Annotated in this window: 18 protein-coding genes; 13 read left to right on the top strand and 5 right to left on the bottom strand. The window is 67.9% G+C overall.

Features of this window, described 5'->3' with window-relative positions:
• Positions 1-13 precede the first annotated feature (13 nt).
• Together coaE and uvrB are read left to right on the top strand one after the other, a co-directional pair.
• Entirely contained in the window at positions 14-610 is a 597-nt protein-coding gene (gene coaE, locus AC1VNH_RS02755; protein ID WP_483109757.1) for a dephospho-CoA kinase, read from the top strand.
• 38 nt (positions 611-648) lie between these two features.
• Positions 649-2,715, top strand: a complete 2,067-nt coding sequence (gene uvrB / locus AC1VNH_RS02750; RefSeq protein ID WP_483109756.1) for an excinuclease ABC subunit UvrB — start codon at positions 649-651, stop codon at positions 2,713-2,715.
• Positions 2,716-2,786: 71 nt separating this feature from the next.
• On the opposite strand, the gene AC1VNH_RS02745 is transcribed toward uvrB, so the two are convergent.
• Positions 2,787-3,020: a hypothetical protein gene (locus AC1VNH_RS02745; RefSeq protein WP_483109755.1), complete on the bottom strand. Its 234-nt coding sequence runs from the start codon at positions 3,018-3,020 to the stop codon at positions 2,787-2,789.
• Between the two features lie 37 nt (positions 3,021-3,057).
• Here AC1VNH_RS02745 and AC1VNH_RS02740 point away from each other — a divergent pair, with 37 nt between their 5' ends.
• From AC1VNH_RS02740 to AC1VNH_RS02690, 11 genes are all read left to right on the top strand, one after another.
• Complete coding sequence (locus tag AC1VNH_RS02740; RefSeq protein WP_483109754.1) at positions 3,058-3,492, top strand: MarR family winged helix-turn-helix transcriptional regulator; 435 nt, start codon at positions 3,058-3,060, stop codon at positions 3,490-3,492.
• 74 nt (positions 3,493-3,566) lie between these two features.
• Positions 3,567-6,464: an excinuclease ABC subunit UvrA gene (gene uvrA / locus AC1VNH_RS02735; RefSeq protein ID WP_425561420.1), complete on the top strand. Its 2,898-nt coding sequence runs from the start codon at positions 3,567-3,569 to the stop codon at positions 6,462-6,464.
• The gene (gene uvrC, locus AC1VNH_RS02730; protein WP_483112678.1) at positions 6,461-8,380 is read left to right on the top strand and encodes an excinuclease ABC subunit UvrC; all 1,920 of its coding nucleotides are present in this window, start codon (positions 6,461-6,463) and stop codon (positions 8,378-8,380) included. Before uvrA ends, uvrC begins: the two co-directional genes overlap by 4 nt.
• A 27-nt stretch (positions 8,381-8,407) precedes the next feature.
• Entirely contained in the window at positions 8,408-9,289 is an 882-nt protein-coding gene (gene rapZ / locus AC1VNH_RS02725) for an RNase adapter RapZ (protein WP_243227783.1), read from the top strand.
• Between the two features lie 41 nt (positions 9,290-9,330).
• Positions 9,331-10,308 carry a DNA-binding protein WhiA gene (gene whiA, locus AC1VNH_RS02720; RefSeq protein WP_344228234.1) on the top strand — a complete coding sequence of 326 codons (978 nt, stop codon included), beginning with the start codon at positions 9,331-9,333 and terminating at the stop codon, positions 10,306-10,308.
• A 130-nt stretch (positions 10,309-10,438) separates the two neighbouring features.
• The gene (locus AC1VNH_RS02715) at positions 10,439-11,065 is read left to right on the top strand and encodes a superoxide dismutase (RefSeq protein WP_137417062.1); all 627 of its coding nucleotides are present in this window, start codon (positions 10,439-10,441) and stop codon (positions 11,063-11,065) included.
• A 147-nt stretch (positions 11,066-11,212) separates the two neighbouring features.
• Positions 11,213-12,217, top strand: a complete 1,005-nt coding sequence (gap, locus tag AC1VNH_RS02710; protein ID WP_137417061.1) for a type I glyceraldehyde-3-phosphate dehydrogenase — start codon at positions 11,213-11,215, stop codon at positions 12,215-12,217.
• Between the two features lie 8 nt (positions 12,218-12,225).
• A complete protein-coding gene (locus tag AC1VNH_RS02705; RefSeq protein ID WP_483109753.1) occupies positions 12,226-13,440 on the top strand; it encodes a phosphoglycerate kinase in 1,215 nt (404 codons plus the stop codon).
• The gene (gene tpiA, locus AC1VNH_RS02700; RefSeq protein ID WP_483109752.1) at positions 13,431-14,219 is read left to right on the top strand and encodes a triose-phosphate isomerase; all 789 of its coding nucleotides are present in this window, start codon (positions 13,431-13,433) and stop codon (positions 14,217-14,219) included. Before AC1VNH_RS02705 ends, tpiA begins: the two co-directional genes overlap by 10 nt.
• Before the next feature lie 108 nt (positions 14,220-14,327).
• Positions 14,328-14,579, top strand: a complete 252-nt coding sequence (gene secG, locus AC1VNH_RS02695; RefSeq protein WP_137419120.1) for a preprotein translocase subunit SecG — start codon at positions 14,328-14,330, stop codon at positions 14,577-14,579.
• A gap of 2 nt (positions 14,580-14,581) precedes the next feature.
• Positions 14,582-14,938: an RNA polymerase-binding protein RbpA gene (locus tag AC1VNH_RS02690; RefSeq protein WP_243227789.1), complete on the top strand. Its 357-nt coding sequence runs from the start codon at positions 14,582-14,584 to the stop codon at positions 14,936-14,938.
• Between the two features lie 54 nt (positions 14,939-14,992).
• On the opposite strand, the gene pgl is transcribed toward AC1VNH_RS02690, so the two are convergent.
• From pgl to AC1VNH_RS02670, 4 genes are read right to left on the bottom strand one after another with little or no spacing between them, the layout of a single operon-like run.
• A complete protein-coding gene (gene pgl, locus AC1VNH_RS02685; RefSeq protein ID WP_483109751.1) occupies positions 14,993-15,775 on the bottom strand; it encodes a 6-phosphogluconolactonase in 783 nt (260 codons plus the stop codon).
• Positions 15,776-15,785: 10 nt separating this feature from the next.
• Positions 15,786-16,712 carry a glucose-6-phosphate dehydrogenase assembly protein OpcA gene (locus tag AC1VNH_RS02680; RefSeq protein WP_483109750.1) on the bottom strand — a complete coding sequence of 309 codons (927 nt, stop codon included), beginning with the start codon at positions 16,710-16,712 and terminating at the stop codon, positions 15,786-15,788.
• Entirely contained in the window at positions 16,709-18,259 is a 1,551-nt protein-coding gene (zwf, locus tag AC1VNH_RS02675) for a glucose-6-phosphate dehydrogenase (RefSeq protein WP_309731473.1), read from the bottom strand. The genes AC1VNH_RS02680 and zwf overlap by 4 nt, the downstream gene beginning before the upstream one ends.
• Before the next feature lie 14 nt (positions 18,260-18,273).
• Entirely contained in the window at positions 18,274-21,003 is a 2,730-nt protein-coding gene (locus tag AC1VNH_RS02670) for a bifunctional transaldolase/phosoglucose isomerase (protein ID WP_483109749.1), read from the bottom strand.
• Positions 21,004-21,008 lie beyond the last annotated feature (5 nt).

The raw sequence follows: 21,008 nt of genomic DNA, 5'->3' as shown, positions 1-21,008 counted from the left end.
GCATGCTCGAGGCATGCCTCTCATCGCACTGACCGGCGGGATCGCGTCCGGCAAATCCACGATCTCACGGCGTCTCGCCGAGCACGGCGCGGTCATCGTGGACGCCGATGCCATCGTGCGAGAGGTGCAGTCGGTGGGATCTCCGGTGCTGGAGCGGATCGCGGCCGAGTTCGGGTCCGGGGTGATCCAGAACGACGGGTCGCTCGATCGCGCCGCACTGGGCGCGATCGTCTTCTCCGACGACGCGGCGCGGGAACGTCTGAACGCCATCGTGCATCCGGCGGTGCGTCAGGCCTCGACCGAACGCTTCGCGCGTGCGTTCGCCGACGATCCCGATGCGGTGGTCGTGTACGACGTGCCGCTGCTCGTGGAGGCGCGCGTCGACGATCCATGGGAGGCGATCGTGGTGGCCCATGCGCCGGCTGCGGTGCGTGAGCGTCGGCTCGTGGAGCTTCGAGGCGCCAGCGCACACGACGCCCGCGCGCGGATCGCCGCCCAGGTCCCTGACGAGGAACGCCTCGCCGTCGCCGACGTGGTGATCGACACGTCGGGCTCTCTCGCGGACACGATCGCGCAGACCGACGAGCTGTGGGAGCGGCTGCGCGGCTGACCGCCCCCGATGTCCGTGGTCCCGCCTACGCTGGAACGGTGCAGACCACACGATCCGTTCGCCCCTTCGAGGTCGTCAGCGAGTACGTGCCGTCCGGCGATCAGCCGGCCGCGATCGCCGACCTCGCCGCCCGCATCAACGCCGGCGAGACCGATGTCGTGCTGCTCGGCGCCACCGGCACGGGAAAGTCGGCGACGACGGCCTGGCTCATCGAGCAGGTGCAGCGTCCGACGCTCGTTCTCGCTCACAACAAGACCCTCGCGGCGCAGCTCGCCAATGAGTTCCGAGAGCTCATGCCCCACAACGCCGTCGAGTACTTCGTGTCGTACTACGACTACTACCAGCCCGAGGCGTACGTCCCGCAGACCGATACGTTCATCGAGAAGGACTCGTCGATCAATGCCGAGGTGGAGCGCCTGCGCCACTCCACGACGAACTCCCTGCTGAGTCGGCGGGACGTCGTCGTGGTGTCGACCGTCTCCTGCATCTACGGTCTGGGCGCCCCGGAGGAGTATCTCCGTGCGATGGTGGCGTTGCAGGTGGGGGAGCGCTACGACCGCGACGCTCTCATCCGGCAGTTCATCGCGATGCAGTACAACCGCAACGACGTCGACTTCTCGCGGGGCAATTTCCGGGTGCGCGGCGACACGATCGAGATCATCCCGGTCTACGAGGAGTACGCCATCCGCATCGAGCTCTTCGGTGACGAGATCGAGGCGCTGTACACCCTGCATCCGCTGACCGGGGAGATCGTCGAGCGGATGGATTCGGTTCCGATCTTCCCCGCGTCACACTACGTCGCAGGCACGGATGTGGTGCAGCGCGCGATCGGCACGATCGAGACCGAGCTGGCCGAGCGGCTGAAGGAGTTCGAGTCACAGGGGAAACTTCTGGAGGCGCAACGGTTGCGCATGCGCACCACCTTCGACCTCGAGATGCTGCAGCAGCTCGGATTCTGCTCCGGCATCGAGAACTACTCGCGCCACATGGACGGGCGCGCACCGGGGGAGCCCCCGCACACGCTGCTCGACTTCTTCCCTGACGACTTCCTCCTCGTGATCGACGAGTCGCACGTGACGGTGCCGCAGATCGGGGCGATGTACGAGGGCGACGCGTCGCGCAAGCGCACGCTCGTCGAGCATGGGTTCCGGCTGCCGTCGGCGATGGACAATCGTCCGCTTCGGTGGGACGAGTTCAAGAACCGGATCGGGCAGACGGTGTACCTGTCGGCGACGCCCGGTCGGTACGAGATGGGAATCGCCGACGGGGTGGTGGAGCAGATCATCCGTCCCACCGGCCTCGTTGATCCCGAGATCGTGGTCAAGCCCTCGAAGGGCCAGATCGACGATCTGCTCGAAGAGATCCGGCTCCGGGTCGAGCGCGACGAGCGTGTGCTGGTGACGACGCTGACCAAGAAGATGGCGGAGGAGCTCACCGACTTCCTCGGAGAACACGGCGTGCGCGTCAGGTATCTGCACTCCGATGTCGACACGCTGCGGCGCGTGGAGCTGCTCAGCGAGTTGCGGGCGGGCGTGTACGACGTTCTCGTGGGCATCAACCTGCTGCGCGAGGGTCTCGACCTACCGGAGGTGTCCCTGGTCTCGATCCTCGACGCCGACAAGGAGGGGTTCCTGCGCAGCGGAACCTCTTTGATCCAGACGATCGGCCGCGCCGCGCGCAACGTGTCCGGTCAGGTGCACATGTACGCCGACAAGATCACCGATTCGATGCGCAACGCGATCGACGAGACCGAGCGGCGCCGTGAGAAGCAGATCGCGTACAACACGGCGAACGGCATCGACCCGCAGCCGCTGCGCAAGAAGATCGCCGACATCACCGACGCCCTGATCCGTGAGGGCGCCGACACGAAGGCGATGCTCTCCCGCGACCCCAAGGGCAAGGGCAAGTCACCCACGCCGAACCTGCGTCGCGAGGGAATCGCGGCCGAGGGCGCTGCGCAGCTCGAGGCTACGATCTCCGATCTGTCCGATCAGATGCTCGCCGCAGCGTCGGAGCTGAAGTTCGAGCTCGCCGCCCGACTCCGCGACGAAGTCCAAGACTTGAAGAAGGAGCTTCGCGCGATGGAGCGCGCCGGTCACGCCTGATCAGGGCGTATCGCTGGCTCAGACGGCGGCGGTGCGGGCGGCTCAGTCCGGCGCACGCGCGCGCCCATCGTTCAGGGGCAGTGCATGATCGGCTTCGGGCCGGACCGGTCGAACGTGTGCGCCGACATGGCGGCGCCGCACAACGGGCATGGACGTTCGGTGCGCACCGGCTCGGGCGTCGTCTCGTAGGGGCCCACGGATGCCGGACCCGCGGCGCGGATCAGGGTGCGGTTGATCCAGGCGTACCAACCGCCTGCCTCGCGCACGCGCTCTCGCAGCGGTGGACGCGCGTTCTTGTGTGCCATAACCATTAGTGTACTAACTAATCTGTAGGATAGTGCGATGACTGACGATCTGCTCCGGCTCGAGAACCAGCTCTGTTTCGCTCTGGTGACGGCCGCCCGGAATGTCGTCGCCATCTACCGGCCCGTGCTCGAGCCGCTCGGGCTCACGCATCCGCAGTACCTCGTGTTGCTCGCGCTGTGGGAACGATCGCCGCGGACCCTGGGGAAGCTGGCCGAAGAGTTGGCGATGGAACCGGCCACCCTGTCGCCGCTGCTGAAGCGTCTCGAGGCGCAGGGGAGGGTCACACGCGCTCGGCGCGCCGACGACGAGCGCGTGCTGGAGATCGGTCTCACCGATGCAGGCCGCCGCCTCCGCGAGGAGGCGCTGCGCGTGCCGCAGCAGATCATGGACCGCGTGGGCATGGACGCTTCTCAGATCGCGGCGCTGCGCGACTCGCTGGCGCCCTTCGCCGGCCGACGCCCCGAGCTCTGACCGCGCCCGTACACGATCGTGCGCTCTCGGCGAAGCTCGGAGCCCGTGTCCGTGGCCCTGCCTAGACTTGCGTGGTGCCCATCTCGCCTGTCTCCGAACTCGCCCACGACGCCGGAACTCTCAGTGTCCGTGGTGCCCGGGTCCACAACCTGCGCGGCGTCGATCTCGACATCCCCCGCGACTGCCTCGTCGTCTTCACGGGTCTCTCCGGATCCGGAAAGTCGAGTCTCGCCTTCGACACGATCTTCGCCGAGGGACAGCGCCGCTACGTCGAGTCGCTGAGCTCCTACGCGCGCCAGTTCCTCGGGCAGGTCGACCGTCCCGACGTGGACTTCATCGAGGGGCTGAGCCCCGCGGTGTCCATCGACCAGAAGTCCACCAACCGCAACCCGCGCTCCACGGTCGGCACGATCACGGAGATCCACGACTACATGCGCCTGCTGTGGGCGCGTATCGGGGTGCCGCACTGCCCCGAGTGCGGTGAGGTCATCCAGCGTCAGACGGTCCAGCAGATCGCCGATCAGCTGATGACGCTGCCCGAGCGCACGCGGTACCAGATCGTGGCCCCCGTGGTCACGCAGAAGAAGGGGGAGTTCGTCGACCTCTTCAAGGAGCTCAGCGCAAAGGGCTACGCGCGGGCCGTGGTCGACGGTGAGCTCATCCAGCTGTCCGAGCCGCCGACGCTGAAGAAGAGCTACAAGCACGACATCGCCGTCGTCGTCGACCGGCTCGTCGCCAGCGCCGACATCCTCTCGCGCGTCACCGACTCGGTCGAGACGGCGCTCGGTCTCGCCGGCGGTGTCATGCAGGTCAACTTCGTCGACGAAGAGGGCGACGATGCCTGGCAGAACTTCAGCGAGAAGCTCGCATGCCCGAACGGTCATCCGCTCCAGCTCACCGAGATCGAGCCGCGCACGTTCTCGTTCAATGCTCCGTTCGGCGCGTGCCCGACGTGCTCCGGCCTCGGCACGCGGATGTCGGTCGATGTCGAACTGATGCTCGGCGATGAGGACCTCTCGATCCGCGAGGGCGTCCTGGTGCCGTGGACGACGCAGGGCAAGGGTCTGTTCCAGTACTACGAGCGCCTGCTCGAGGGACTCTCCTCCGACCTCGGTTTCTCGCTCGACACGCCCTGGCGCAAGCTGCCGCAGGACGTCAAGGATGCGGTGCTGCACGGCGACAACTTCAAGGTCTCGGTCAAGTGGAAGAACCGCTACGGCCGCGAGATGCGTTACACCTCCGGGTTCGAGGGTGTCGTTCCCTACATCGAGCGTCAGTACCAGCAGGCCGAGTCCGACAGCGCCCGGCAGCGGTGGGGCGAATACCTCCGCGAGGTGCCGTGCCCGGTGTGCGACGGCACGCGCCTGAAGCCCGAAGTGCTCGCGGTCAAGGTGCACGGTCACTCGATCGCGGATGCGTCGAGCCTCAGCCTCATCGACGCGCAGGGCTTCTTCGACGGCCTCGAGCTGACCGACCGCGAGGCGAAGATCGCGGCGGCGGTGCTGCGCGAGATCCGCGCGCGGCTGAACTTCCTCATCCAGGTCGGGCTCACGTATCTCAGCCTGTCCCGGGCCGCAGGCTCTCTCTCGGGTGGCGAGGCGCAGCGCATCCGGCTCGCGACGCAGATCGGTTCCGGCCTCACGGGCGTGCTCTACGTGCTCGACGAGCCCTCGATCGGGCTCCATCAGCGCGACAACCGGCGGCTCATCGAGACGTTGCTGGCGCTCAAGAACCTCGGCAACACGCTCATCGTGGTCGAGCACGACGAAGAGACCATCCAGGCGGCGGACTGGATCGTCGACATCGGCCCGCGCGCGGGCGTCGAGGGTGGGCGCGTCGTGCACTCCGGCACCTACCCGCAGCTGCTCGAGGAGCCCGAGTCGCTCACCGCCGCATATCTCTCCGGCCGACGCGCCATCGCGGTGCCGGCCAAGCGCCGCAAGATCGACAAGAAGCGCCAGATCTCGGTCGTCGGCGCGCGCGAGAACAACCTCAAGAACGTCACCGCGACCTTCCCCCTGGGTGTGCTGACGGCCGTGACAGGGGTCAGTGGTTCCGGTAAGTCGTCGCTCGTGAACGGCATCCTCTACGAGGTGCTCGCGTCGCGGCTGAACGGCGCACGTCGCGTTCCCGGCAAGCACACCCGGGTGACGGGCCTGGAGAACCTCGACAAGGTCGTGCACGTCGATCAGGCTCCGATCGGTCGCACGCCGCGGTCGAACCCCGCGACCTACACCGGTGTGTTCGACCGCATTCGCACGCTCTTCGCCGAGACCCTCGAGGCCAAGGCGCGCGGATACCAGGCCGGGCGGTTCAGCTTCAACGTCAAGGGCGGGCGCTGCGAGGCGTGCTCGGGTGACGGCACGATCAAGATCGAGATGAACTTCCTCCCCGACGTGTATGTCGACTGCGAAGTCTGCCACGGTCAGCGCTACAACCGTGACACGCTGACGGTGCACTACAAGGGCAAGAACATCGCCGAGGTCCTGCAGATGCCGATCGCCGAGGCCGCAGAGTTCTTCGAACCGATCCAGGCCATCCACCGCTACCTCAAGACGCTCGTCGATGTGGGCCTCGGCTACGTCCGTCTCGGACAGTCCGCCACGACGCTGTCGGGTGGCGAGGCGCAGCGCGTGAAGCTCGCGACCGAGCTCCAGCGACGCTCGAACGGGCGCAGCATCTACGTGCTCGACGAGCCGACGACGGGTCTGCACTTCGAGGATGTGAGCCGGCTTCTCGAGGTGCTGAACAGCCTGGTCGACAAGGGCAACACCGTCATCGTGATCGAGCACAACCTCGACGTGATCAAGTCCGCCGACTGGGTGATCGACCTCGGACCCGAGGGTGGTTCGGGAGGTGGGACGATCGTCGCGACCGGCACGCCGGAGCAGGTCGCCCAGGTCCCCGAGAGCCACACCGGCGCGTTCCTCGCGGAGGTGCTGGGCGTCGCCGAGCAGCGCAAGGCCGGCTGACCGTGCTGCCGTACCGGCCCAAACAGGGGGAGATCCCCACCAGCCCGGGGGTCTATCGGTTCCGTGACGCCGAGGGCCGCATCCTCTACGTCGGCAAGGCGAAGAACCTGCGGGCGCGGCTGTCGAACTACTTCGCTCCGCTGCACACGCTGCACGAGCGCACGCGCCGGATGGTGACGACAGCGACCTCGGTCGAGTGGACGGTCGTCGGCAGCGACGTCGAGGCGTTGCAGCTGGAGTACATGTGGATCCAGGAGTTCTCGCCGACCTTCAACGTGCGCTACAAGGACGACAAGTCCTACCCGTACATGGCGATCACTCTGGCGGACGAGGCACCGCGCGTCATCGTCACGCGCAATCGGCGGATCAAGGGAGCGAAGTACTTCGGTCCGTATCCGAAGGTGTGGGCCGTGCACGACGTCATCGACCTGATGATCAAGGTGTTCCCGATCCGTACGTGCTCCGACGCGTCGTACAAGAAGGCGATGGCGACAGGACGACCTTGCTTCCCCGGACAGATCGGCCGTTGCGGCGGTCCGTGTTCGATGAAGGTCACGATCGAGGAGCACCGCGCGATCGTCGACGACTTCATCGCCTTCATGGCCGGCGGCGACCAGCGCTTCGCCAGGGCTCTGACGGCGCGGATGAGGGAGGCCGCCGCGGCGATGGACTACGAGGCGGCCGCCGGCTACCGCGACAAGCTGCAGGCGATCGAAGCGGTGCTCGGCAAGAGCGCGCTCGTGCTCTCCGACGACACGGATGCGGATCTGTTCGGCATCGCCGAAGACGAGCTGGCGGCCGCGGTGCAGCACTTCGTGGTGCGCGGCGGTCGTGTCCGCGGGGTGCGCGCGACCACGATCGAGAAGGAGATCGACATCTCCGGCGCCGAGCTCGTGGACCAGGTGCTGCAGCGCACCTATGGGGATGCGGCCGCCGCCGACATCCCCAAGCAGGTGCTCGTGCCCGCGCTTCCGGACGATGTGACCGAGCTCGAGCAGTGGTTGCGCGACAAGCGCGGCAAGAACGTCACGATCCAGGTCGCCCAGCGCGGTGGCAAGGCCGATCTCATGCGCACCGCCACCCTCAACGCCCAGCAGGCGCTGATGCTGCACAAGACCCGGCGCACGAGCGATTACGTCGCCCGGACGCAGGCGCTGACCGACCTCCAGGAGGCGCTGGGGCTCGCGACGGCGCCGCTACGCATCGAATGCTTCGATGTGTCACATCTGGCCGGGACCAACGTGGTCGCCTCGATGGTCGTGTTCGAGGACGGCCTGCCGCGCAAGGACCAGTACCGGTCCTTCTCGGTCGCGGAGACGACGGACGACACCGACTCTCTCTACCAGGTCCTCACCCGCCGCCTCGCTCACCTCGACCGGCCGGAGGACGCCGACGATGTCGAGGTCGCCGCCGCGGCGATCGATCCCGAGCAGGCGGCCGCCGAGGGCGAGGTGGCGACCGTGCGCAAGCGTCCGAGGTTCGCCTACCCGCCCCAGCTGCTGATCGTGGACGGCGGCCAGCCCCAGGTCGCGGCGGCCGCACGTGCGCTGGAGGAATCCGGCCACACCGAGATCGCGCTGTGCGGTATCGCCAAACGACTGGAGGAGATCTGGCTGCCGGGGGAGGAGTACCCCGTGATCCTGCCCCGTACCTCCGAGGCGCTGTATCTGGTTCAGCGCTTGCGCGACGAGGCGCACCGGTTCGCGATCACGCATCAGCGCAAGCGCCGGCGCCGAGACATCTCCAGCGTGCTGGAAGAGGTGCCGGGTCTCGGCGCCGCGCGCATCCGTGCTCTGCTGCGTCACTTCGGCTCGGTCACCGCATTGCGTGGTGCGACCGTGGAGCAGATCGCCGAGCTCCCCGGCATCGGGCCGAAGCTGGCGACGGCCGTGCACGAGCACCTGACGAGTCGATAGTCTGGGCGAGGCGGACAGGGGAGAGGGATGACGGACCCGGACACGGCGAACACCGGCGAGGTGCTGATCGTCACCGGCATGTCGGGCGCGGGACGCTCGACCGTGGCCAACGCCCTCGAGGACCTCGATTGGTACGTGGTCGACAATCTCCCGCCCCAGATGCTGCGTCCGCTGCTCGAGCTCTCGGAACTCGCCGGCGGGGCGGTACCCCGCGTAGCCGTCGTCGTCGACGTGCGAGGTCGTGAGCTGTTCGGCCGCGTGCCCGAGATCGCCGACGCCCTTCGCGCGCATCGACGCCTGCGCATCGTGTTCCTCGACGCCAGCGACGAGGTGCTGGTGCGGCGGTTCGAGGCGGTTCGACGACCGCATCCGTTGCAGAGCACGGGGACGATCATCGACGGCATCCATCGGGAACGTCAGCGCCTGGCTCCTCTGCGCGAGAGTGCCGATCTCATCATCGACACCTCGTCGTACAACATCCACCAGCTCACCACCCGAGTCGCCGAGTTGTTCTCCGCCGAGGGAAGCCCGCTGCACACCGTCTCTGTGATGAGCTTCGGCTTCAAGTACGGACTCCCGGTGGATGCGGATCTCGTCGCCGACATGCGCTTCCTGCCGAATCCTTATTGGACGGACGAGTTGCGTCCGCTCACGGGCGAAGACGAGGCGGTGCGTGAGTTCGTCCTCTCGCAGCCAGGGGCGCGCGAGTTCCTGGACGCGTACACGACGGCATTGGCGCCCGTCATCGCCGGCTACCAGCGGGAGAACAAGCGGCACTCGATCATCGCGATCGGTTGCACCGGCGGTAAGCACCGTTCGGTCGTCATGGCGCGGGAGATCGCTGCACGATTGTCCGAGATGCCGGATGTGGCCGTGGGCGTCACACATCGGGACCTGGGTCGAGAGTAGGCTGGAACGTCGTCCCGTTCCCCATTCCCACAAGGAGTACCGTGCCGCTGACCGCCGATGTGAAGGCCGAACTGATCGCCGGTCGCGATCCGCGTCCGAGCGCCCGAGTGGCCGAGTTAACCGCCATCCTGCGGTTCGCCGGCGGACTTCACGCGATTGCGGGGCGCGTCGCCGTCGAGGCCGAGGTCGATTCCGAGGCTCTCGCCCGACGTGTGGCGCGCGAACTGGTCGACCTGTACGGGGTGCGGCCCGAGCTCGCGCACGTGCAGGGCACCTCGGGGCGTCCGGGCACCACATACGCGGTACGTGTGATCGAGGGTGGGGAGACGCTCGCCCGACAGACGGGCCTGCTCGATCAGCGTCGCCGGCAGGTGCGCGGTCTGCCGAACCGGCTGACGACGGGTGCTCGGCACGATCTCGCCGCCATCTGGCGCGGGGCCTTCCTGGCCGCCGGAAGCCTCAGCGACCCCGGCCGCTCGGCGGCCCTGGAGATCGCGTGCCCCTCCGGTGAGGCCGCGATGGCCCTGGTCGGTGCCGCTCACCGCATCGGGATCGCTGCCAAGGCGCGAGAGGTACGCGGGCTTCCGCGTGTCGTGGTCCGAGAAGGAGACGCGATCCGTGCCGTGCTGCACGAGATGGGTGCGCGTCGCGCCGCCCAGGAGTGGGAGCAGCTGCGCCAACGCCGCGAGGTCCGTGCAGGAGTCAACCGCCTCGTGAACTTCGACGACGCCAACCTCCGTCGTTCCGCGCAGGCAGCCGTCGCGGCGTGCGCGCGCGTGGAACGCGCGCTGGAGATCCTGGGTGACACCGTCCCCGACCACTTGCGCGCCGCGGGGGAGCTTCGTCTCGCGCACCGTGATGCGAGCCTGGACGAGCTCGGGCACCACGCCGATCCTCCGTTGACCAAGGACGCCGTGGCCGGCCGCATCCGTCGACTGCTCGCGATGGCTGACAAGAAGGCGGAGACCGAGGGGCTGCCGGACACGGAGTCCGCCGTGCCCGCCGCCGCCAAGGAGTAGCCACCGCCGTCTGGGACACGTCATCCGAGGAATCAACCCCTGCCCCGCTCGGTTGCGCCTCAGTAGGATGAAGGCGTCATCCCCGCATCGCCGAGGCGTTCGGCGCTGCGCCCGACAGGAGGAAGAGAACATGGCGAAGTACACGCTGCCCGAGCTCCCTTACGACTATGCCGCGCTCGAGCCCAGCATCAGCGCGACGATCATGGAGCTGCACCACAGCAAGCATCACCAGGCCTACGTCACGGGCGCGAACACCGCGCTCGAGCAGCTGGCGGAGGCCCGCGACAGCGGAAACCTCGCGAACGTGAACAAGCTCGAGAAGGACCTCGCGTTCAACCTGGGCGGTCACACCAACCACTCGATCTTCTGGACGAACCTCTCGCCCAACGGCGGCGACAAGCCGACCGGCGAGCTCGAGGCCGCCATCGACGACCACTTCGGTTCGTTCGACAAGTTCCAGGCCCACTTCACCGCCGCCGCTCTCGGCGTGCAGGGCTCCGGCTGGGCGGGTCTGTTCTGGGACTCGATCGGTGAGAACCTCATCATCCAGCAGTTCTTCGACCAGCAGTCGCAGTTCGCCGCCGGCAGCGTTCCGCTGCTGTTGCTGGATGTCTGGGAGCACGCGTACTACCTCGACTACAAGAACGTCCGCGCCGACTACGTGAAGGCGTTCTGGAACATCGCCGACTGGTCCAACGTCCAGTCCCGCTTTGTTACGGCGCGAGAGAAGACGGCAGGCCTGCTGGTAGGGTCATGATCAGGTGAGGATGCCTCGGAGCCCTCGCCGTGCGGGGGCTCCGGCATCCCCCTCTCCGAGTCGATGCGCACCCACGCACGGCTCACCCCGGGAGGACAACCCGGGATGGAAAAGGCGCTGCGGCGCGACGAGAAAACGGGAGACACCGTGTCTGTCAAGATCGGCATCAACGGCTTCGGCCGCATCGGACGCAACTACCTGCGCGCAGCGCTCGCGCAGGGTGCGGACCTCGACATCGTGGCGGTGAACGACCTCACCGACAACAAGACTCTGGCCCACCTGCTCAAGTACGACTCCATCACGGGCCGTCTGGACGCGGAGGTCACGTACGACGAGGACTCGATCACCGTCGGTGGTCACAAGATCAAGGTGCTCGCCGAGCGCGACCCCGCCAACCTCCCCTGGGGCGAGCTGGGCGTCGACATCGTCATCGAGTCCACCGGCCGCTTCACGAAGGCCGAGGACGCGAAGAAGCACATCGCCGGCGGTGCGAAGAAGGTCCTCATCTCGGCCCCCGCGACCGGTGACGACGTCACCATCGTCATGGGCGTGAACGAGGGCGACTACAACCCCGAGACCGACGTCATCATCTCGAACGCGTCGTGCACCACGAACTGCCTCGCCCCGCTGGCGAAGGTGTTCAACGACAACTTCGGCATCGAGCGCGGTCTCATGACGACGGTCCACGCCTACACGGCCGACCAGAACCTGCAGGACGGCCCCCACAGCGACCTGCGTCGCGCGCGCGCCGCCGCGATCAACATCGTTCCCACCTCCACCGGTGCCGCCAAGGCCATCGGCCTGGTGCTGCCGGAGCTCAAGGGCAAGCTCGACGGCTTCGCGCTGCGCGTGCCCGTGCCCACCGGCTCGATCACCGACCTCACGGTCGAGGCGTCGCGCGAGGTCACCGTCGACGAGATCAAGGCCGCGTACAAGGCTGCTGCCGAGGGTCCCCTCAAGGGCATCCTGAAGTACACCGAGGACGAGATCGTCTCCAGCGACATCGTCACCGACCCGCACTCGTCGATCTTCGACGCAGGTCTGCTGCGCGTCATCGGCAACCAGGTGAAGCTCTCGAGCTGGTACGACAACGAGTGGGGCTACTCCAACCGTCTCGTCGACCTGACCGAGTACGTCGCCGAGCGTCTCTGATCCACACCATGGCACTGCGCACCCTCGATTCGCTGGGGTCGCTCGCAGGCCGCCGCGTCGTCGTCCGTGCTGACCTCAACGTTCCTCTCAAGGACGGGGTCATCACGGACGACGGTCGCGTGCGGGCCACGCTGCCGACCCTCAACGCCCTGATCAACCAGGGCGCCCGCGTCGTCGTCTGTTCCCACCTGGGACGTCCCGACGGCGAACCCAATCCGAAGTACAGCCTCGAGCCTGTCGCGCAGCGACTGTCCGAGCTGCTCGGCAAGCCCGTAGCCTTCGCACGCGACACCGTGGGTGTCTCGGCACAGGAGGCTGTCGCCTCGCTCGGCGACGGCGACGTCGCGATCATCGAGAACCTCCGCTTCAACCCGGGGGAGACCTCGAAGGATGCAGACGAGCGTCGCGCCTTCGCGCAGGAGCTCGCCGCTCTTGGCGACGCCCTCGTCTCCGACGGCTTCGGTGTCGTGCACCGCAAGCAGGCCAGCGTCTATGAGCTCGCCGAGCTCCTGCCCTCGGCTGCGGGCCTGCTCATCGAGAAGGAGGTCGATGTTCTCGACCGCCTGACCGAGAACCCCGAGCGGCCCTACGCGGTCGTGCTCGGCGGCTCGAAGGTGAGCGACAAGCTCGGCGTGATCGAGCACCTCCTGCCTCGCGTGGACACGCTCCTCGTCGGCGGCGGCATGATGTTCACGTTCCTCGCCGCTCTCGGCCACAAGGTGGGTGCGAGCCTGCTCGAGAAGGATCAGATCGACACGGTCAAGGGCTACCTGGCTGCTGCCGAGGAGCGCGGTGTGAAGATCGTGCTCCCCGTGGACGCCGTCGTGGCCGCATCCTTCTCGGCGGACGCGGAGCACGTGGTCGCCGCAGTCGATGCCCTGGAGGACACCCCGTTCGGTGCGTCGGGTCTGGGTCTGGACATCGGTCCGGAGACGGCGAAGACGTTCGCGGCGACGATCGCGGCGAGCAAGACCGTGTTCTGGAACGGCCCGATGGGCGTGTTCGAGATGGCCGCGTTCGCCGACGGCACCCGCGCGGTCGCGAAGGCGCTGACCGAGGTCGACGGCCTTTCGGTCGTCGGCGGGGGAGACTCCGCCGCGGCCGTGCGTCAGCTCGGCTTCCGTGACGATCAGTTCGGCCACATCTCCACCGGTGGTGGCGCCAGCCTCGAATTCCTCGAGGGTAAGAAGCTTCCCGGACTGGAGGTCCTCGGATGGCAGTGACGCGTAACCCGCTCATCGCGGGAAACTGGAAGATGAACCTCGACCACCTGCAGGCGGTCGCGCTCGTCCAGAAGCTGTACTGGACGCTGAAGGACGCGAAGCACGACGAGGACAGCGTGGAGGTCGCGGTCTTCCCGCCGTTCACCGACCTGCGCACGGTTCAGACGTTGATCGACGCCGACAAGATCCCGTTCGCCCTGGGCGCGCAGGACCTGTCGACGCACGACTCCGGCGCCTACACCGGTGAGGTCTCCGGCGCGTTTCTGGCGAAGCTCGATGCGAAGTACGTGATCATCGGTCACTCCGAGCGTCGTGAGTACCACAACGAGACGGACGAGGTCGTCGCGGCCAAGGTTCAGGCGGCTCTGCGCCACGGTCTGAGCCCGGTCATCTGCGTGGGCGAGACCGCGGAAGATCTGGAGAAGTTCGGTGCGAGCGCCGTTCCCGTCGGCCAGCTGCGGGTCGCCCTCGAGGGCGTCTCGGCCGATGCCGACGTGGTCGTCGCGTACGAGCCCGTCTGGGCCATCGGATCCGGCCAAGCGGCCACGCCCGAGCAGGCGCAGGATGTGTGCGCGACGCTTCGCGGCGTCGTCGCCGAGGTGCTGGGCGAGGATGCCGCCGCGCGCACCCGCGTTCTGTACGGCGGTTCCGTCAAGTCCGGCAACATCGCGACGTTCATGCGCCAGCCCGACGTGGACGGCGCGCTCGTGGGCGGTGCCAGCCTGGTCGCCGAGGAGTTCGCGGCGATCATCCGCTACCAGAAGCACGTCGGCGTCTGATCTCGGCCGTGAGACGGGGCTCGGCCCCGTCTCACGGCTCCGGTCGGCCGGTTGGCTATACTTGTTCCTTGTGCGATCTCGGGATCGCCAAGAAGGGTGACGAACACAGTGCAGATCCTCGAGTTCGTGCTCCAGGTGCTTCTCGGCATCACGAGCCTGCTGCTGACGCTGCTGATCCTGCTCCACAAGGGGCGCGGCGGTGGCCTGTCCGACATGTTCGGCGGCGGCATGAGTTCTTCGCTGGGCTCCTCGGGCCTGGCCGAGCGCAACCTGAACCGGTTCACGATCGTTCTCGCGCTCGTCTGGTTCATCTCGATCGTGGCCCTCGGCCTGGTCACCAAGTTCACCGGGCTGGTCTGATCATGGCCACCGGGGGGAACGCGATCCGGGGTACCCGCGTGGGTGCGGGACCGATGGGGGAACAGGACCACGGCTACCACGCCGACCGCGTGGCGGTGTCGTACTGGGACGCGCTGGGCAATGAGACGGTGCGCTATTTCGCGGCCGGCATCGCCGAAGAGGAGATTCCGGAGACGATCGACTCGCCGCACTCCGGTCTTCCGGCGGGTCGCGATCAGGCGAACCCGCCTGCTCTGGCCAAGCCCGAGCCCTACAAGACACACCTTGCGTACGTGAAAGAGCGTCGCACCGACGACGAGGCCGAGCAGCTCCTCGATGAGGCGCTGCACAAGCTGCGTGAGCGTCGCGGGCAGGACTGACCCGCCGCGTCCACGAGAAGAGCCCCGGTCGCTGACCGGGGCTCTTCCATGTTCTCAGTAGTCGCTGTCGATGAGCTCGACGGGAACCTTCGCGGCGGCCGCCTCGTCGACGAAGAAGACCGTTCGCTTACGCCCCTTCGCGCCGGCCGCAGGAACGCTCTGGTAGCTGGCGCCTGCGAGTGCGAGTCCGAGCACGGACGCCTTGTCGGGACCGACGAGGACCAGCCACACGCGCTTGGCGGAGTTGATGACGGGTCGGGTGACCGTGATTCGCTCCGGAGGCGGCTTCGGTGCGTCGCGAACGGCCAGCGCCGCGCGGTCCGTCACCTGGATCTCGCCACGATCCGGAAAGAGCGAAGCGATGTGCGCATCCGGCCCGACCCCCAGGAAGCAGACGTCGAACGACGGCCACGCGCCCACGCTCGGGTCCGCGAAGCGGGCGAGCTCGGCTTCGTAGGCAGCGGCCGCATCCTCGATGCTGAGTCCGTCGTCGCTGGCCGCCATGGTGTGCACGTTCTCCGCCGGCACCGGAATGCGATCGAGCAGAGCGGCGAACGCCTCGGCGTCGTTACGATCCTCTGATCCCCGCGGCACGAAACGCTCATCGCTCCACCAGAAGTGGACGAGGGACCAGTCCACCTCGTGACACCGCGGGTTCTCGGCGACGGCGGCGAGCACACGCCCACCCATCGACCCTCCGGTCAACGAGATGTGGGCCAGCTTCCCCTCTACGACGCGCTTCGCGATCCGGCTCAGCAGGCGACGGGCCACAGCGCGGGCGATCCGGTCGGGGTCCGAGCGGACGACGACCTGCTTCTCGGTGGCCTCGGGCATCATGCTCCTCGTATCAGTGCTCGATGAGGGCACTGCCCTCGGTGACGACGCGACCGTACAGCAAATCGGCATCCAGGCGTCGCAGCTCCTCGGCGAGGCATTCGCGCAGCGACCGCCGCGGGAAGGCCAGCTCGTGGCTCGGCTGTCCCGGCTGGGTCAGCACGGCCGTCAGCGCGTCGGGGCGTTCGAGCACGATGTCACCGCTGGAGCGTGTGAGTCGGACGGACTTGATGCCGCTCGCCCATTCCTCGCTGTCGAGATAGCGCCAGGTCACGTCCACCTTCAGCTGCAGACGGAGCCAGGCGGCCAGCAGGGGAGTCGAGGGAGAGTCGCCGCCACCCAGCACCTCGACGGCTGTGATCGGCTCGTACGGAGGCTGATCCAGGACGGCGGCGAGCTGCTCGCGCCAGCGCGTCAGTCGCGTCCAGGCGAGATCGGTGTCGCCGGGCGCGTAGTGTCCGCCGAGGTTGAGCACCCACTCGTGCGGGTCGCTCTGCATCGCGGCGTCCGTGATGCGGCGTTGAGCGATCTTGCCGATGTCGGAGCGCGAGGGGACCTCGGGGGTGTCCGCGGGCCACCATGCGACGACGGGCGCATCGGGAAGGAGGAGACCAGTCACCAGGCTCTCTGCATTCGAGCCCGCCGGCCCGTGCGCGTGCAGCAGGATGACCTCGCTCGCACCGGCGTCGCCGCCGACGCGAATCTCCGCATCCAGGCGCGGCTCCGCCTTCGGGTTGTCGAGCATGAGCACGATGACGCGCATGGGGTGCTCGCGAGATGCATCGTTCGCGGCCTCGATCGCCTCCTCCTCGATGCCGCGGCGCGTGGCGATGATGAGCGTCAGGACACGACCGAGGGCGACCGCTCCACCCTCCTCGCGAACGTTGACCAGGGCGCGGGAGATCTTGCTGACGGTGGTGTCGGGCAGATCGATGATCACGGGCGCCTCCAGGTGCGACCATCGCGGGCGAGGAGCTCGTCCGCGGACTGCGGTCCCCACGAACCGGGGGAGTACTGTTCGAGCGGGCCGGACTGCTCCGACCAGAACTTCTCGATCGGGTCGAGGATCTTCCAGCTGAGCTCCACCTCTTCGTGGCGGGGGAACAGCGGCGGATCTCCCAGGAGCACATCGAGGATCAGCCGCTCGTACGCCTCGGGGCTCGCCTCGGTGAATGCGTGACCGTATCCGAAGTCCATCGTGACGTCGCGCACCTGCATGTCGGCGCCCGGCACCTTGGATCCGAAACGGATCGTGACGCCCTCGTCCGGCTGGACGCGGATCACGAGCGCATTCTGCCCGAGACCGTCGGTCTGGCTGCGGCCGAAGAGATGCTCGGGTGCGCGCTTGAACACCACGGCGATCTCGGTCACCCGGCGGCCGAGTCGCTTTCCGGCGCGCAGGTAGAAGGGGACTCCTGCCCATCGGCGGGTGTTGATGTCGAGCTTGATGGCCGCGTAGGTCTCGGTCGTCGAGTCGGCGGCCATGCCATCCTCTTCGAGGAAGCCGAGCACCTTCTCGCCGCCCTGCCAGCCGCCGGCGTACTGCCCGCGAGCGGTCGCCGTGGACAGATCGTCGGGCAGTGTGACCGCCGCCAGCACCTTCTCCTTCTCGGCGCGCAGCTGCGCAGCATCGAAGGTGATCGGCTCCTCCATCGCTGTCAGAGCCAGGAGCTGCAGCAGGTGATTCTGGATGACGTCGCGCGCCGCGCCGATCCCGTCGTAGTACCCGGCTCGCCCGCCCACGCCGATGTCCTCGGCCATGGTGATCTGCACGTGATCGACGTAGTTGCGGTTCCAGATGGGCTCGTACAGCTCATTGGCGAAGCGCAGCGCCAGGATGTTCTGGACCGTCTCCTTGCCCAGGTAGTGGTCGATGCGGAAGATCGAGTCCGCCGGGAAGGCGGAGCGCACGACGTCGTTCAGTTCGCGCGCCGACTCGAGGTCGTGACCGAAGGGCTTCTCGATGACGACACGGCGCCAGCGATCTGCGCCATCGGCGGTGTCGTCCACGAGGCCGGATGCCTTGAGCTGTTCGGCGACGATCGGGAAGTCACGCGGCGGGATCGACAGGTAGTACGCGTGGTTTCCCATCGTGCCGCGTTCGACGTCGAGCTTCTCGACGGTCTCGCGAAGCCGACGGAACGCGTCGAGGTCGTCGAACTGTCCCTGCACGAAGCGGATGCCCTGGAGCAGCTGCTCCCAGGTCTCGTCACGGAACTCGGTGCGGGCGTACTGCTTCACCGCGTCGCGCACGACCTCGGCGAAGTCCTCGTCCTCCCAGTCTCGGCGGGCGAACCCGACCAGCCCGAAGCCGGGCGGCAGGAGGCCGCGGTTGGCGAGGTCGTAGACCGCGGGCATGAGCTTCTTGCGCGAAAGGTCACCTGTCACACCGAAGATCACGAGCGCGCTGGGGCCCGCGATCCGGCTCAGGCGTCGGTCATCCGGGTCGCGGAGGGGGTTGTGCCCCCGCGAGATCTCGGCAGTCATCGAGAATCTGTCTCCTACTGGGCGGCGTCGAACAGCGCGAGCACATCGGCTTGCGCGTCGACGAGGGTGAGCGTGACGACCGGGCGCGCGTGCTCGTCGGCCAACACGGATGCGTCACCGGCGGCCTGCGCGGCGATCAGTTCGCCGAAAGTGAAGGGGCGACCGGGGATGGTCAGATCCGTCTGCGGGTGCTGCAGGATCTGCAGGAACACGCCGTTGGCGGGACCCCCCTTGTGGTACTGACCGGTCGAATGCAGGAATCGCGGACCCCACCCGAAGGTGGTGGGGCGACCGGAGTCGGCGGCGACGAGCTCTCGCAGCCCCTCGAGCGCGGCGAGCTCTCGCCGGTCCACGTAGGCCTGCAGAGCCACGTACCCGTTCTCGGGGATGCGGGCCCAGAGCGCGTCGAGCACCCCGCTCAACGTGCCGCTCACCGCAAGAGACGGGTCGGACACGCGGACCTCGATGCCGTCCTGTACGAAGGCGGCGGGGGTGGGCGCGGGGCGGTCGTCGAGGAGTGCCCGCGCGGCGACCTTCGCCGCCTCGACGTCAGGCTGGTCGAAGGGGTTGATCTGGAGCATCCGCCCGGCGATCGCCGTCGCGTACTCCCAGACGACGAACTGCGCGCCCAGGGAACCGGCGACGAGGATCTCGCCGTGGTGGTGCTCGAACAGGTGATCGTGCCGCACGTTGTCGACCAGGCGCAGCACCTGCACATCGGCGGGAGTCTTCTCGACTTCCGGGGAGACGGGCAGCAGGACCACGGGGAGGATGCCGGTGCCGTCCTTCCCCGTGGACTCCGCGACGAGCTGCTCGATCCACCCCGGCAGCCCGACGATGTGCGTGCCGTCGGTGACGAGACCGAGCTTGTCCTTGCGCGAAGCGCCGCCACCGGCGATGGCCGCCGCGAGGACCAGCGCAGGGTTGCGCGGGTCGTCGATGGCGACTTCGAGCAGGGTCGCTTCCGCCTCGTCGAGGAGCTCGTCGATGTCGACGCCCGCGAGGCCCGCGGGGACGAGCCCGAATGCGGTCAGCGCGGAGTAGCGTCCGCCGACGGTGGGGTCAGCGGTGAACAGACGGTAGCCGTCGGCATCCGTGGACTCTGCGAGCGGTGACCCGGGGTCGGTGACGACGACGATGCGACTCGCCGGTTCGATGCCTGCCGCGCGGTAGGCCGCCTCGAAGGCGCGCTTGGCGGAGTCCGTCTCGATCGTGGATCCGGACTTCGAGGACACGACAAGCGCCGTCTGCGCGAGACCGCCCGCTTCGGCGTCGCCGCCGATGGCGGCCGCGACCTCGCCGGGTGCGGTGGAGTCCAGGACCACCAGCGGCACACCCGCCGTGGCGGCGATCACTTCGGGAGCGAGGGACGATCCGCCCATCCCGGCCAGCACGATGCGCGTGACGCCGTCGGCGCGCAGCACCTCGCGAAGCGTCACGATCTCCTCGACCAGCGGTCGCGACACGGTGACGGCCTGGACCCAGCCGAGACGCTCGGCGGCATCCGCGGCGGCGCCCGGACCCCAGAGGTCCGGGTCGCCGGCCGTGATGCCGGAGGCGATCAGCGAGTCGACGAGAGCGGGGAGCTCCGCCTCGACCACGTCGCGGATGTCGCCGCTGACGTGGATGTCGAAGCTCATCGCGCAGCCTTGAGCGCCGTCTCCACCGTCTCCTGCAGCTCGTGCCAGGACACGATGAACTTCTCGACGCCCTCGTCCTCCAGCGTCTGGGTGACGTCGGCGAAGTCGACGCCGACAGCGGAGAAGCTGGTCGAAGAAGGCGTGGGCCGCCTCGATGTTTCCCGTGATGGTGTCGCCCTCGATGACGCCGTGGTCGAAGGTGGCCTCGAGCGTCTTCTCGGGCATCGTGTTCACGGTGCCCGCTGCGACGAGTTCGGTCACGTACAGGGTGTCGGGCAGGGCCGGGTCCTTGACACCCGTGGAGGCCCAGAGCGGACGCTGCAGATTCGCTCCGGCCTCGAGCAGCGCTTGTGCGCGCGGCGAGCCGAACTCGCGCTCGAACAGCTCGTACGCGAGGCGCGCGTTGGCCAGGCCCGCCTGGGACAGCAGAGCGGTCGCCTCAGCCGTGCCGATGGCCTTCAGACGCTTGTCCACCTCGGTGTCTACCCGCGAGACGAAGAACGACGCCACCGACTGCAGGCCGGAGATGTCGATGCCCGCGTCACGCGCCTTCTCGAGACCGGACAGGTACGCGTCGATGACGGCGGCGTAGCGCTCCAGGCTGAAGATGAGCGTCACGTTGACGGAGATGCCCGCGCCGATGACTTCGGTGATCGCCGGAAGCCCCGCCTTGGTCGCGGGGATCTTGATGAGCGCGTTGGGGCGGTCGACCTTGGCCCACAGCTCCTTGGCCTGCGCGACGGTCGCGGCCGTGTCGTGGGCGAGGTCGGGGGAGACCTCGATCGACACCCGCCCGTCGACACCGTTCGTGGCGTCGTAGACCGGCCGGAAGATGTCCGAGGCTGCCTGGACGTCATCCGTCGTGATCTCGAAGATCGCCGTGTCGACATCCGCGCCGGCAGCGGCCAGGGTGGCGACCTGCTCGGCGTACGCCTCGCCCTTCGAGAGGGCACCGGCGAAGATCGTCGGGTTGGTGGTGACGCCGGAGACCGTGCGGTCAGAGATCAGCGCGCTGAGGTTGCCCGTCGTGATGCGCTCACGGGAGAGGTCGTCGAGCCAGATGCTGACGCCCGCTGCGGCGAGCTGTTCGGTTGGGGTGCTCATGTTCT

The sequence above is a fragment of the Microbacterium sp. KU4F genome, from assembly GCF_056868075.1.
The sequence above is the reverse complement of the archived record's forward strand: the minus strand, read 5'-3'. Positions and strand labels throughout refer to the sequence as shown.

Excerpts from the sequence above, each read along its gene's own strand:
- coaE (WP_483109757.1), top strand. The coding sequence starts at position 14 with ATGCCTCTCATCGCACTGACCGGCGGGATCGCGTCCGGCAAATCCACG.
- AC1VNH_RS02745 (WP_483109755.1), bottom strand. The coding sequence starts at position 3,020 with ATGGCACACAAGAACGCGCGTCCACCGCTGCGAGAGCGCGTGCGCGAG.
- AC1VNH_RS02740 (WP_483109754.1), top strand. The coding sequence starts at position 3,058 with ATGACTGACGATCTGCTCCGGCTCGAGAACCAGCTCTGTTTCGCTCTG.
- rapZ (WP_243227783.1), top strand. The coding sequence starts at position 8,408 with ATGACGGACCCGGACACGGCGAACACCGGCGAGGTGCTGATCGTCACC.
- AC1VNH_RS02715 (WP_137417062.1), top strand. The coding sequence starts at position 10,439 with ATGGCGAAGTACACGCTGCCCGAGCTCCCTTACGACTATGCCGCGCTC.
- AC1VNH_RS02705 (WP_483109753.1), top strand. The coding sequence starts at position 12,226 with ATGGCACTGCGCACCCTCGATTCGCTGGGGTCGCTCGCAGGCCGCCGC.
- tpiA (WP_483109752.1), top strand. The coding sequence starts at position 13,431 with ATGGCAGTGACGCGTAACCCGCTCATCGCGGGAAACTGGAAGATGAAC.
- AC1VNH_RS02690 (WP_243227789.1), top strand. The coding sequence starts at position 14,582 with ATGGCCACCGGGGGGAACGCGATCCGGGGTACCCGCGTGGGTGCGGGA.
- pgl (WP_483109751.1), bottom strand. The coding sequence starts at position 15,775 with ATGATGCCCGAGGCCACCGAGAAGCAGGTCGTCGTCCGCTCGGACCCC.
- zwf (WP_309731473.1), bottom strand. The coding sequence starts at position 18,259 with ATGACTGCCGAGATCTCGCGGGGGCACAACCCCCTCCGCGACCCGGAT.
- AC1VNH_RS02670 (WP_483109749.1), bottom strand. The coding sequence starts at position 21,003 with ATGAGCACCCCAACCGAACAGCTCGCCGCAGCGGGCGTCAGCATCTGG.